This is a genomic window from Chryseobacterium sp. WX, assembly GCF_029542485.1.
GTDB classification, from domain to species: domain Bacteria; phylum Bacteroidota; class Bacteroidia; order Flavobacteriales; family Weeksellaceae; genus Chryseobacterium; species Chryseobacterium cucumeris.
The window spans coordinates 3,152,126-3,165,824 of the sequence record NZ_CP120710.1 but is presented as its reverse complement, the minus strand read 5'-3'; the positions used below and the strand labels follow the sequence as shown (position 1 = coordinate 3,165,824).

The following is a 13,699-nucleotide window of genomic DNA, read 5'->3' as shown; positions in this document are numbered from 1 at the left end:
GATTTTTTACTAAAAAAAAGTAAATTTGGTAAAATCATTAAATATTTAAACTATGTCTGAATTTAACGAATTTGATCAGCAAGGCTCTGTACCCAACAGAGAAACGGGATCAATTATTTCTCATGCTTTTGAAATGTACAAAGGCGTTTTCGGTTACGGAATTGTAGCTATGATCATCTATCTGATCGGAGGTTCTGTTATTCAAATGCTTACAGGATTTGATTCTGCTTCTATGGTAGAAGAGATGAAATCTTCAGGAGGCGATTTTAATTATTGGAGTGCACCGGGACTTCCTTTATATATGGGAGCTTCCAGTCTTTTTGGCCTTTTATTATCTCCTTTGTATGTAGGATTGATCTACATGGTGAATAAATACAATACCAAAAACCCTATTGAGTTTTCCGATCTTTTTATCGGATACCGCCAGAATTTTGTGAACATTTTGATTTATAGTCTTCTTGCCTGGATTATTTCCTCGATAGCTCTGGCATTGTGTGTTTTGCCTATCATTTTTGTATATCCTTTCCTTTTAATAGGATATCCGATTCTGTTATTTGAAAATGCTTCAGCTACAGAAGCTTTATCAAAGTCGTTCAACATTGCTAAAGAGAACTATGGAACTTTCTTATTGACAGGGTTTTTAGGGTTTTTGATTTCTATTGCAGGGGTTATTCTTTGCGGAATAGGGGTTATCCTGACAGCTCCGTTTATTATGATTGTAATGTACTCAACCTATTGTGCTTTCTTAGGAAAACCAAGACAAATTATGTTCAGCAAATAAAAATATAAAAATACATGATGAATAAGGACAAACAAATAAGCAGTGTTGCGATAAAGCAGATGTCATTGCTGGCCATCATTCTGGTATTGGCTGGATTGATCTGTTTTAATCTGGCATTGTTTATTCCGTCGGTGTTGGGAGCAATTACCATTTATGTAGTCTGCAGAAAATACAATTTTTATCTGCAGGAAGAAAAAAAATGGAAACCGTCACTGGCAGCCTTTGCATTGATGTTTGCGAGTCTTATTGTTCTTATTCTTCCGATTTATTTTATTGCCGATCTCATTATTGATAAACTGGGAAATGCACAGGCTTATATGGCCAAATTCAATGTTTTCCTGGACAAAATACATTCTTATATCTTCTCAAAAACAGGGTTTGATATTCTGAGCAAAGAAAATATGGCCAAGCTGAAAGATAATGTAGGAAAATTTTCTACTTCTGCAGTCAGTGGGACATTCAATACCCTTACCGTAGTAATGTCTATGTATTTTATTCTCTATTTTATGCTGGAAAGACCGAGACTCTTTGAAAAGATCCTTACTTCTTCCGCACCGCTGAAGCGAGCAAACATCTCCCTGATCGGCGATAAAATGAGAAAATTAATTATGGCCAATGCAATAGGAATTCCTGTTGTTGCAGTAGGACAAGGAATTGTTGCTCTTATTGGTTATCTGATTTTCGGTGCGCCGGGAGCTATTCTGCTTTTTGCTTTAACAGCTGCTGCATCAGTAATACCGGTTGTTGGAACAGCTATTGTATATGTGCCGGTGTGTATTTTTATGATTGCTGAAGGAAATACAGGACAAGGTATAGGTTTAGCCATCTACTGTCTTGTAGTAGTAGGTCTTACCGATAATCTTCTTCGTTTTACCCTTTTAAAGAAACTGGAAAATATTCACCCATTGAATACTGTATTCGGAATCATCATGGGAATGAATCTTTTTGGCTTCATGGGACTGATTTTCGGGCCTATTCTGATCTCACTAACCCTTCTGCTGGTTCAGGTATACAGAAATGAATTTTCGGATGAAGAAACCCCTCCTGATCTTGAATTACCCGGTCAGGATGATATTAAAGAAAAATTAATTTAATTAGATAAAAACGTGGAAGGACTTAATCCCGAAATATTAAAAGAAATCTGTGTAATGAAAATGCCTTTCGGTAAATATGAAGGAACGGTTCTGGTGGATCTTCCCATCAGCTATCTGGAATGGTTTAATAAAAACGGAATGCCAAAAGGAAAACTGGGAATGCAGCTGTCAACAGTTTATGAGATCAAATTAAATGGTTTGATGGATCTTTTGACTCCTATCCGGGCAGTAGTGAGAAACGGATTGTAAAAACTAAAATATATCAATCTCAGCGGTATCGAAGATAGAACGACATATATGTCTAATTGAATTTGGAATAATTTTTTAGAATTAATTATAAAATGAAAATGATTGGCTTTACCGGAGATAGGTAAAGCCAATCATTTTTTTAATTAAGGATATTGAGTGTAATTATTGTTTAGTAAAAATCAAATCTTTTGTTTCAGGCAGATAGATATTAATATCTGTTCCGCTGGGACATTTACTGTTGTCAAGAATTATATCATTTGGTTTATATTCCCATGAAATCTGTGTAGAGTTGATTTTTTTTAAAATTATTTTGCCCCATCCAACGTTGCAATTTGTACCACTATAAAAGAATATAGCAGAATTATTATAAGGTTTCGTTCCTATACTATAAAGGTTTATTGAAGGGATATTATTATTCTTGGTGTCTTGCAAAACTACACCAGAAGAGTTTTTAACAATATACTTTATATCTAAAATATCTGAGTAATAGATTTTTTGTGAACTTTTTTGTAACTTATTTTCTATTTTGGAGATATACAGTGTGATACTTTTCCCTTGAAAATTTCCTTGAAATATTCCAGTGTATGAATTTAGTTCGTTATTTAAATCTTTTAAATAAGAATTAGCAGGAATGTCCTTCAAAGAAGTATTTAATGGAAGTGTTGTTTGTGCTTTACAAGATAAAAAGCTTATAAAAAGACTAAAAAGTATTGTTGTTTTGATATTTGTTTTCATATTCATTGATTTATTAACAAGTAGTTGAGGTTGGCTGATTATTGCCATTCAGATTAATATTTTTTACACTACCATCATTTTCTATTCTTTGTAAGTTAACTTTTCCTTCTAATCCCATATTTTTTATAGTTTCAAAAAAAAGTTTTTCCACTCCTAAATTATTAATTGTTCCATCACTATTAATATATGTATTACCATTTTTTGCAAAATCAGTTAAATCACTTTCAGTCTTTACATAATCAAGAATATAGCCATTTATATTGTCTTGTGAATAATTGGTTAAAGCATCCTGATACGATCCGTTAAACCAAATAACATAGTGCATGCCATTTGGAGCCACCATTCCAACGAATGCATTTTTAACATTTTCAGAGTTAGAAGTTGGTTGTGCTCTCGCAAAACCTAATAACTGGTCAACATCTGGTGGTGATAACATAGGTATTCCTGTTGGAGTATGGTTATGATAACCTCCTGCATAGCCTGTTTTATCTCCAAAATTTACACTGTGTGCCCCTCCGCTTATGATCTCGGAGGGCGTTCCGTCTACTTTCAATTTTACTCCTTTTTCACCACCTAAAGTAGATTGTGCTTTAAGCTCATCAATTTTTGCTTTGACAGTGGTATTGGTTATTATACCAGTAGTCTTTTCACAAGGATTCTTCGGGTCCTGAGGGTTTTGTGTTTGGCTTCCGCCAGCTCCTCCGTAGGTCTCAGATCCGCCACTCATTCCGCCGCCATTGCTTCCGTAATCTACATAAGGTTGGTAATAATGATTAACAGGTCCGGTAATGTCTCCATAAACAGTAATTATGACAGGTAGTATATCTTCTGTTTGCTCAGGCTGTCCACCTCTTGATGCTATTGTAGGTGAATTATAAACGTTTTGAAAATTTGTAATTATACTCTGTACTTCAGGTGAATTATTTTTCAAAACTATAAAATTAACCCAATCTCTTTTGGGATTGACCAATCCTACCAATACTGCATTAACTGAGCCGTCTTTTATGATAGGGTAGGCAATTCCTTTTGTTGTTTCTCCGTAAGTAATACTTCTAAGATTAAAATAGATTTCTCCTACATCATCATTAAACCTTTTAGAGTAAGACGGATTATTCTTCATAAATGTTTGAATAATTTCTTTAAAAGGTTCATGATAGCTGATGTATTCAGAGCTACCTTTTTGTGATTTTTTTTGCGAAGCCAGATTGTTCTCAAACCTACTAAATGCTTCGATTTTTTCTCTTTCAGTTCTTTTTTCTTCTTGAGTAACTTCATCAGTTCTACACGAATTGAAAAAAAACAAAGATACTGTTACTAATAGCAGTAATCGCAAGATAAATTTTTTGTTCATCGATTTGTTATAATTTTTAAGTCGGCAAATATATAATATTTTTCATTTGGCAGCATATCGTTTTTCCCTGTATTTTGAAATATTTTCCCACCAATTTATATATGTGGAACGACAAAATGTGTCATATTATTAGTTTCAATCTCGTATTAAATAAAATTAAGCGGATTGATGGATCTTTTGGTTCCCATCAGAGCAGCAGTAAGGAATGAATTGTAAAATTAAAGTATACCCATTTTAGTATATGATTTCGGCGGCATCTTCGATGCCGCCGAAATTATTTTATCATTAATCCTTTTAAGCTTTCAAAGCTGCAATTTCATCTCTCAGCTTGGCTGCTTTTATAAAGTCAAGATTTTTTGCTGCAGATTCCATTTCTTTCTGTTTCTGAGCAATCATTTTCTCAATATCTTCACTGGCATAAGTCGCTTTTGTTTCCGCAACTTTCTGAAGGATTTCTTTTTGCGTATATTTTTCATCCGGGAAGTCTTTGCTTCTTCCTACGAGATTTTCGGATATCTTTTTATTTAAGGCTTTGGGCTTCAGACCGTGATCTTCATTGTACTGCATTTGCTTGGCACGGCGGTATTCGGTTTCATCCAGAGTAGCCTGCATGGATTTTGTGATTTTGTCTGCATACATGATTGCCTTTCCGTTCACGTTTCTTGCGGCACGGCCCACAGTTTGGATCATTGATCTTCTGCTTCTAAGCATTCCTTCTTTATCAGCATCCAGAATAGCAACCAGAGAAACTTCAGGTAAATCCAGACCTTCTCTCAATAAATTAACCCCAATCAGTACATCAAAAAGTCCTAAACGAAGATCCTGCATGATCTGAATACGTTCCAGGGTCTCTACATCTGAGTGAATATATCTCGTTCTGATTCCGAACTTGGTAAAGTATTTCGTAAGTTCCTCTGCCATTTTCTTGGTTAAAGTAGTTACCAGTACTCTTTCATCCGCATCAGCTCTTTTCTGGATTTCTTCCATCAGATCATCAATCTGGTTCAGTGAAGGTCTTACTTCAATAATCGGATCAAGAAGCCCGGTAGGGCGGATGATTTGTTCAATATAAGCACCTCCCGTTTTTTCAAGTTCATAATCTGCAGGCGTTGCAGAAACATAAATAACCTGATTCTGAATAGCTTCAAATTCTTCAAACTTTAAAGGTCTGTTGTCCATCGCTGCAGGAAGTCTGAAACCGTACTCCACTAACGCCTCTTTTCTGCTTCGGTCTCCCCCATACATGGCATGAACTTGCGGAACAGTTACGTGGCTTTCATCAATGACCATTAAAAAGTCTTTAGGGAAATAGTCAATCAGACAGAAAGGTCTTGTTCCCGGAAGACGACCATCCAGATACCTGGAGTAGTTTTCAATCCCTGAACAATAGCCCAGTTCTTTAATCATTTCAAGATCCAGTTCAGTTCTTTCCTGAAGTCGTTTTGCTTCTAATGGCTTCCCAACGGAGCTAAAGAAATCCACCTGTTTTACCATGTCGTCCTGAATATCTTTAATGGCACCATTTAAGGTTTCCTTCGATGTTACAAAAAGATTGGCAGGATAAATCTGTATCTGATCAAAATTATCCTCTACATTTCCAGTAACAGGGTCGAAACTTTGAATCTTTTCAATTTCATCTCCAAAAAACTGAATTCTGATCGCATTATCAGTGTAGGCAGGGAAGACATCGATTACGTCCCCTTTTACACGAAATGTTCCTCTCTGGAATTCATTCAGCGTTCTGGCATACAGTGCATTAACTAGTGAATGGAGAAGTGCTGTTCTTGTCACTTTCTCACCAATAGCGATAGAAATCAAAGATTTATGAAATTCGGTAGGATTCCCGATACCATAAATACATGAAACAGAAGCCACAATCAAAACGTCTCTCCTTCCCGAAAGAAGGCTGGCAGTTGCAGAAAGACGTAGTTTTTCTACCTCTTCATTGATACTCAGGTCTTTTTCAATATAAGTTCCTGTTGTGGCAATATAAGCCTCAGGCTGGTAATAATCATAGTAGCTTACAAAGTATTCCACTGCGTTTTCGGGAAAAAACTCTTTAAACTCCATGAAGAGCTGTGCAGCAAGCGTTTTATTGTGTGCCAGTACCAGAGTTGGACGTTGTACTTTTTGTATCACATTCGCAACAGTAAAGGTTTTTCCGGAACCTGTTACCCCTAAAAGCGTTTGATATTTCTCACCGATCTCTATTCCTTCAGTAAGTTTTTCAATAGCTTGAGGTTGGTCTCCGGTAGGTTTATATTCTGATTGAAGCTTAAAATCCATAGAAAAGAATGTATACAACAAAAATACGAAAGAAATTATTAGGCTGTATAATGTTTTGAAGGTGAATATTTTGATAATATAATTTTAACTTATCATCCTTGATTTTTGATTTTTTGAAGTTGTCTGATTACGAAAAATTGAAAAAATAAAAAAGCGCTGAAAAAAGCGCTTTATTGTTATGGTCGTGTAAAAGTCATTGTTGCCGGAACTTTCAATACTGAAGCAATGGTTTTTCCATCTTTCATTGCAGGTATCCATACTGTTTCATTACTGATTTCAGTGACTGTTTTTAAAAGTTCCCGGTTCAGAATTTCATTTTCTCCCGAAGTAGTTACCAGAGTTGTCTTTCCTGCTTCATTGATATGAATATACGCGGTAGAGGTTATAGGGCTGCTATAGTCTCCTAACTTACTCACATCTACGCTTCTGCTTATTTTGATTTTTAAGTCTTTAGGCCCTCCGGGATATTGTGCTGGAAATTCGTTCGTATTCTGTTGGGTATTGACCGATGAATTTGTGTCTTTACTTTCGCGTGTTTTATCTACTTTCGGAATTATTGTATCCGGAACTTTTTTCAATTCTTCTTTTTGGGAATCTATTATACCAGATGACTTTCCTTCTTCCTTGGTTTTTTCAAAATAGTCCTGACTTTTTAAATCTGTTTGTTTTGATTCCTTGTGTACAATCTGATCCGGGATCTCTGCTATTCTTTCAGAAAGATAAACATGAGTGGAATTTCCTGCATATGTTCTTTCAGAAAATAAGACAGCTGCAGTAATTAAAACGGTGATTCCTGCTGTTTTCTTTAGCAGACTAAATTTTGATTTTTTTGTTTTCATCATAATAAATCTTTTTTTGGTGTTATTAAAATTAAATGAATGAGTCAAAGGAGGATTTTGATGGTTCAGAATTTCTTCAAGAATAAGATTCTGGTAATCTTTGATGTTGCAATTGCTTTTCACGACAGCTTCGTCTGCCAGGAATTCATGATTTGTGATCATCGCTTTCTTATAAAGGAAAAGAACAGGATTGAACCATGTAAAGACTTTTAAAGTGTTCAAAATTAATAGGTCAAGGCTGTGATTTTGTTCAATATGAGTTCTTTCGTGAATGAAAATTCTTTGATCTATTGTATCGTTTTTCATATAGTTTTCGCCCATATACATTGTATTCCAAAAACTGAAAGGGGAAAGATTTTCTTTTGTCAATAATATAGTATGGCTTTGGTAAATATGTCTCTTTCCGGATATTTTTTTGAGCTTCACAAGGGAAATAAAGCTTTTTATCAACAGAAATAGGGTGATGAAAATATAAATTTCCCATACCAAATTCATCCAGTTAAAACTTTCCTGCTTTTGAGGGATAAAAACCAGTTGTTGTGCCGTTTCTTCTATGATCATTTGCGGCATTTTCTCAGTGCTGTGATTGGGAAGAGTAATGGTAACAAAAGGAATTATATAAGAAAGTACTAACGAACTTAATAAATAAAGCCTGTTGAATCTGAGCATTTTTTCTTTTTCCAGAAACAGATAATAAACAGCAATGAAAATAGAAGAACACAGAATTATTTTCACAATAATAGCAGTCATATTTATTCTTTAATTTGTTCATCAATAATATCACGAAGTTCTTTCAGTTCCTTTTGGCTAAGTTTGGCATTGGATGTAAAAAATGATGCAAACTGCGTTACAGAGCTGTTAAAAAAGCGGTCAATCATAGAAGTCATTTCTTCCTTAAAATATTCCCCTTTTTCTACTTTTGGAAAGTATTCGCGGGAATTTCCATAAAGTTTATAGCCTATCAGTTCTTTGTTTTGCATTCTTTTAAGTAAGGTTGCAATAGTTGTTGGTGCTGGCTTTGGATCCGGATAGGCTTCCAGTATGTCCTTCATGAAAACAGTTTTCTTTTCCCAAAGAATTTCCATAAGGCTTTTTTCAGAATCAGTTAGTTTAATCTCTTTCATTCTACAAGTTTGTAATTTATTCTACAAATGTAGAATAAAAATTGATATGTGCAAATTTTATTGGCATTATTTTTCCATTCGTTGTATAACATCTAATTATAATGATATGAAAATCAATCAATTTTATATTCCTGTAGTAAGCCTTTTTCTTTTTTTATCTTCATGCAAAGAGAATCATGCCAATGCTCAGCGGACTGGAAATGACGGAAGTGTGGAAACGGAAAATCCTAATTCTGATTATAAGCCTGCATTTAAAGGGCAGACAAGAATCAAGGCTGTAAAAACAACAACGCCCTATGCCATAGAAATATTGAATAAAGACCTTGGAAGACCATGGGGAATTATTAATCTACCTGACGGAAAATTTCTCATCACAGATAAGAAAGGGTATATGAATGTGGTTTCAACAGATGGAAAACAGGTGTCAAAGATTGAAGGTTTTCCAAAAGTAGATTCAAAAGGACAGGGCGGAATGCTGGATGTAGCACTTGATCCTGATTTTAAAACCAACAATATTATTTATTTCAGTTTTTCGGAACCTTTTGGAAAAGGAAACTTAACATCTGTAGCAAAAGGAAAGCTGTCTGCAGATCTTAAAAATATTTCAGAAGTAAAAGTTATTTTCCGTGCTGAACCTTCTTATGACGGAGATAAGCACTACGGAAGCCGTCTGGCTTTTGATAAAGATGGGCATTTATTTGTCAGTACAGGAGAAAGATCAGATAAAGTAACCCGTGTATATGCGCAGAAAACAGATAATTATCTAGGCAAGATTTTAAAGATTACAAAAGATGGTAAACCTGCGCCGGGAAATCCTTTTATTGGGAAACCCGGTTATAAACCTGAAATATATGCTTACGGAATCCGAAATCCGCAAGGAATGGCTATCGATCCCAATGGCAGGCTCTGGGATGTTGAAATGGGGCCAAGAGGGGGTGATGAAATCAATCTGATTCAACCGGGAAAAAATTACGGCTGGGGAGATGTAACCTATGGTATCGAATATTCAGGGGATAAAGTAGGACAGGGTATCACTCAAAAAGAAGGAACCGAACAACCTGTCTATTATTGGGATCCTGTGATTTCACCAAGCGGAATTACTTTCTATACAGGAAATATTGATGAATGGAAAGGTAATCTCATTATCGGATGCCTGAGTGGAGAGCACATTAACAGAGTTGTTATGAAAGATAATAAAGTAGTGGGTGAAGAACGTCTTCTTACAGATCAGAAAGAACGTTTCCGTGATGTATTAAACGGGATGGATGGGAATCTTTATGCAGTAACAGACAGCGGTAAGCTTTATAAAATTTCAAAAAAGTAGAAAAAAACTGTATCAAAATTTTATTCTGAACACAGACTGAAGGTCTGCGAACGTAGTTCAATAATGTAGTGAAGAATCTTATGTTATTGGTTTATAAATGAGACTCTTCCTTCGTCAGAATGACAAAGGTGAAATTATTAACCTTTGATACAGTTTCTTTTTATTCTCTTAAAACTTAAAATTAAGTCTGGCAAAAACCTGTCTTCCGGCAAATCCCATCTGTACAGGATCAAAAATACCTCCGGCTTCTGTATTTCCGTCGGATACATGTGTAGTCTGTAAAGTAGGATATCTGTTGAACAGGTTTTTACTTCCTAAAGTCAGATTCAGATTCTTGCAGAATTCATAGCCGAAAGAAAGATCGGTGGTCACTTTTGGATTATAGACCTGTTCTGAGTCGTCATAACCAATCAGGGTTACTTTATCAAATCGTACCATCTGCAGATTTACATTGAATTTGTTGAGTCTGTAATTAAGGTTTAAATTTACTTTTGTCTTCGGAGCAGAAGCAAGAATAAATGCTTTTTCTCTTGCACTCAGGTAAGTATCTTCTTTCCCTGCCAGCTGTTCTGAGGTATTGACTTTTGTGATTTCCATATCATTATAGTTTCCTGCTAATGTAGCAGTCAGTTTTCCGGAACCGATATTTTCAGTATAGCTTAAGATTACATCAACTCCTTTTGTTTTGGTATCGATGGCATTGGAAAAAAACTGTACCTGGTCGATAAATGGATTCTCTTCTTGAACTTTTTCTGGTAAGTCTGCTTGTGCAAAATATCCGGTAAGAACAATTCTGTCTTTAACACGGATGTAATAACCATCTACGGTGGCTGTGAATTTTCCAGTATTGAAGGTAAACCCGGCGCTGCCGTTCACTGAGGTTTCCTGCTTCAGTTGAGGAATTCCCAGGCTGCTTGCGATGTTACTGTCATTAGAAGCGAGCTGAATAGTGACCAGTTTACCGCCCTGGAAGTTGGTAAATTGCTGGCTGTAGTATTTCTGAGCCAGAGAAGGCGCTCTGAACCCAGTAGAAACGGATCCCCGGAAAGCAAACTGTGGCGTGATCGCATATCTTGTAGCAAATTTACCATTCAGAGTGCTTCCGAAATCATTATAATTTTCAAACCTTCCGGCAATGCTTATCATCCAGTTTTTAGTAACATCCAATTCTGTATCTACATAAGCAGCAAAGTTGTTTCTGCTATTTCCTGTATCTGTAGAATAGCCGGGAAAACCTTGTGAACCACCTGGCCTTACATTGCCACTTGATGGATTCGTAACCAATAAGTTTTGAGGTGTGTTTGAAGTCACCAGATTTCCATTGATATCATACATGGCGTAAGAAGCCTCTTCTCCTTTGATGATATCAAATTTTTCATATCTGAATTCAGATCCGAAAGCAACGTTAAGCCCTTCCAGTACTTTGAACTGTTTCACAGCATTAAACCCAGTTGTATTCTGCAGCAGAGAATGTCCTCCTGCATTAAAGCTTGTAGGAGATTTGACTCCTAAAGTGGCATTAATTGTATTGTCTATCTGGTAAGTAAACCTGTTGTTACCAAAAGCATTATAAAAATCTACATCCCAGTCTGCAACTTTGAACTTTAATCCGTTGTCAAACGTAAAATCCGTAATGCTGGTATTTTCAACCGGGTTAAATCCTGTAGGGTAAACTTCAGGAATATTACCGTCTGCATCTGGGGTTCTGGTCCATGCATAAGCCTTAGTATTTCTATGTGAAAAACCTTGGCGGGAATAAAACTTCAGACCATCAGATAACGGGACTTCAATATTTCCGAAAAAGTAGATGTTCTGAGCTTTTGCATCTCCGAAACGTTGTCTGGGAGAGGTGTAAACATCTGGATTGGCATTTCGTATGGCGTAATCTTTATTGATGAATTCTACGGTAAAGTTTCCGAAACCACCTTTTGATCCTATTTTAGTTCCCAAATTTCCATTGAAATCAAAGGTGGTTCCGTCTACTTTGTGATCTGATACTACGTCATTATTACCTGGACTTTTGAAAAGATTCATACCTGTGAATAGATTTCCTTCAAAACCATTATTTCTGTCATTCAAAATAACATTAATTACTCCTGCAATAGCATCCGAACCGTATTGGGCTGATGCTCCGTCACGAAGAACTTCCACTCTTTTTATGGCGCCAATCGGGATGGTATTCATGTCATATCCAGTATTTCCTCTTCCTTTGGTTCCGAAAAGGTTAATCAGTGAAGATTGATGGTATCTTTTTCCATTTAACAAAAGTAAAGTCTGGTCTGGACCAAGACCTCTTAACGTAGCGGGATCTACAGCATCAGCACCGTCGGATCCTGATTGTTTATTGGAGTTAAAAGAGGGTGCAGAAAATTGTAAAAGCTGGTTGATTTCCACTTGTCCCGTTGACTGGCTTACCTGTTTAATGTCTATAATATCAATAGGAACGGGCGTGTTTACCACTGTTCTTTTCTTGTTTCGGCTTCCGGTAATGGCAACTTCGTCAATTTTTGATTCTTTCAAAGTATCTTTTACCTGCTGGGCATAGGAGAAGGCAGAAACTCCAAGGAAAATAATGCTGATATATTTTATTTTCATATTAATAATTTTTAGTGATGATTCAATCAAAATTATCAATATTTATTTTTAAATCAACATGAAAATGAAATATTTAGTATGGATATCTTAATTTCGTGTTGATTTGTGATAAATTCGGAAAAATAATAATCTATTATTTAGATTTAATTAAAATTTTTAATGTTAAAAGCTGGTAATGATTCTGTTAATTCCTTCTTCTAAAATTTCCTGGGATGTAGAAAAGCAAATTCTGATATGTCCTTCAGCTCCTTTTCCGAACCATCTTTCTGATCCCGGAACAATAGCGACTTTCCCGTGAGTTAAGACATGTTGGGCAAACTCATCACTTGTCATTCCGTTTTTAATCTTTGGAAACAATACAAAAGTTGCCTCCGGGAGATTAGGTGTTACAATTTCTGAATGGCTTAATAATCTGAAAGCAAGATCTCGATTGCTCTGTAAGTGAGCCAAAAATTCTTTGTACCATGGTTTTGCCTTCTCCAGTGCTACACTTCCGGCAATCTGAGACAAAGTAGAAACCCCTTCTATTGTAGAGTTGAAATTGGATTTTTCTGTGAAATCTTCAAGAATATCCTCATCATTGCAGAGTACGGCTCCAATCCTCAATCCTGCTATTCCAAATGATTTTGAAAACCCATACACGGTAAAGCTCTTTCTCTTTGCCGTCTCTGAAACGGAAGAATAGGTATGAAAGTCTTTATGATCATAAATAATATCACTCCAGATTTCATCACTCATCACCCAAAGATCATGAGCAGATGCAATTTCTGCTACTTTTATCAATACTTCTTTAGAGTAAACTTTTCCGAGCGGATTGTGAGGATTGCATATGCTGATAAGTTTAGTTCTGGGATTGATTAAAGAAACCATTTTTTCAAAATCAATTTCTCCTGTTGTTGTATCCGCAGGGCAGAGCATTACTTTCCCACCCGCAGTTTCCACCGATTTTTTGAAAAGAAAATCTACAGGATCCAGAATAATGGCTTCATCTCCGGGGTTGAGTACATAGGATGCAATAAGGAACATTCCCTGGGCAGCACTGTTGACAGCCAGAACATTCTCCGGTGAGAAGCTTCCGTGTTTTTCCTGGTTAAAGTGATCTGCCACGCTTTTCTTAAATTCCGGAAGTCCGGAAAACGGGCCATAGCTGAGGTAACCGTCTTTCAGGTATTCAATAATTCCCTGTTCTATTTCAGGTGCTGTTCTGAAGTCGGGATCAGCTGCTGTAAGAGGAATGATTCCATCTTCGAGCGTAGCCCATCTTCCGTTATATGCCTTTCTTTTCAAGGCTTCAAGGTTGATATCGTTATTGGTGAACATT

General features: G+C 36.1%; 11 protein-coding genes. 4 read left to right on the top strand and 7 right to left on the bottom strand.

What is annotated here, in order from left to right; genetic code table 11:
- The first annotated feature begins 52 nt into the window (after nt 1–52).
- The 3 genes from PZ898_RS14215 to PZ898_RS14205 are packed head-to-tail and all read left to right on the top strand — an operon-like array spanning nt 53 to nt 2,124.
- On the top strand, nt 53–781 hold the full coding sequence (locus PZ898_RS14215) for a hypothetical protein (protein WP_062676109.1): 729 nt from the start codon (nt 53–55) through the stop codon (nt 779–781).
- Nucleotides 782–795: 14 nt separating this feature from the next.
- Nucleotides 796–1,875, top strand: a complete 1,080-nt coding sequence (locus PZ898_RS14210; RefSeq protein WP_062676108.1) for an AI-2E family transporter — start codon at nt 796–798, stop codon at nt 1,873–1,875.
- Between the two features lie 54 nt (nt 1,876–1,929).
- A complete protein-coding gene (locus tag PZ898_RS14205; protein ID WP_253297289.1) occupies nt 1,930–2,124 on the top strand; it encodes a DUF3820 family protein in 195 nt (64 codons plus the stop codon).
- Nucleotides 2,125–2,286: 162 nt separating this feature from the next.
- Here PZ898_RS14205 and PZ898_RS14200 read toward each other — a convergent pair whose 3' ends face one another.
- From PZ898_RS14200 to PZ898_RS14180, 5 genes are all read right to left on the bottom strand, one after another.
- Nucleotides 2,287–2,859 (bottom strand): DUF6705 family protein, encoded by a 573-nt coding sequence (locus PZ898_RS14200; protein ID WP_216443666.1) that lies wholly within the window; start codon nt 2,857–2,859, stop codon nt 2,287–2,289.
- A gap of 13 nt (nt 2,860–2,872) precedes the next feature.
- A complete protein-coding gene (locus tag PZ898_RS14195) occupies nt 2,873–4,210 on the bottom strand; it encodes a hypothetical protein (RefSeq protein WP_277693601.1) in 1,338 nt (445 codons plus the stop codon).
- Between the two features lie 294 nt (nt 4,211–4,504).
- Nucleotides 4,505–6,496, bottom strand: coding sequence for an excinuclease ABC subunit UvrB (gene uvrB / locus PZ898_RS14190; protein WP_062676107.1), 1,992 nt, complete (start codon nt 6,494–6,496; stop codon nt 4,505–4,507).
- A gap of 176 nt (nt 6,497–6,672) precedes the next feature.
- Nucleotides 6,673–8,085 carry a M56 family metallopeptidase gene (locus tag PZ898_RS14185; protein WP_277693600.1) on the bottom strand — a complete coding sequence of 471 codons (1,413 nt, stop codon included), beginning with the start codon at nt 8,083–8,085 and terminating at the stop codon, nt 6,673–6,675.
- A 2-nt stretch (nt 8,086–8,087) separates the two neighbouring features.
- Entirely contained in the window at nt 8,088–8,459 is a 372-nt protein-coding gene (locus tag PZ898_RS14180) for a BlaI/MecI/CopY family transcriptional regulator (RefSeq protein ID WP_062676105.1), read from the bottom strand.
- A 106-nt stretch (nt 8,460–8,565) separates the two neighbouring features.
- Here PZ898_RS14180 and PZ898_RS14175 point away from each other — a divergent pair, with 106 nt between their 5' ends.
- Complete coding sequence (locus tag PZ898_RS14175; protein WP_277693599.1) at nt 8,566–9,783, top strand: PQQ-dependent sugar dehydrogenase; 1,218 nt, start codon at nt 8,566–8,568, stop codon at nt 9,781–9,783.
- A gap of 168 nt (nt 9,784–9,951) precedes the next feature.
- On the opposite strand, the gene PZ898_RS14170 is transcribed toward PZ898_RS14175, so the two are convergent.
- Both PZ898_RS14170 and PZ898_RS14165 read right to left on the bottom strand, forming a co-directional pair.
- Nucleotides 9,952–12,378, bottom strand: coding sequence for a TonB-dependent receptor (locus PZ898_RS14170; protein WP_277693598.1), 2,427 nt, complete (start codon nt 12,376–12,378; stop codon nt 9,952–9,954).
- Between the two features lie 162 nt (nt 12,379–12,540).
- Nucleotides 12,541–13,698 carry a pyridoxal phosphate-dependent aminotransferase gene (locus PZ898_RS14165; RefSeq protein ID WP_277693597.1) on the bottom strand — a complete coding sequence of 386 codons (1,158 nt, stop codon included), beginning with the start codon at nt 13,696–13,698 and terminating at the stop codon, nt 12,541–12,543.
- Nucleotide 13,699 lies beyond the last annotated feature (1 nt).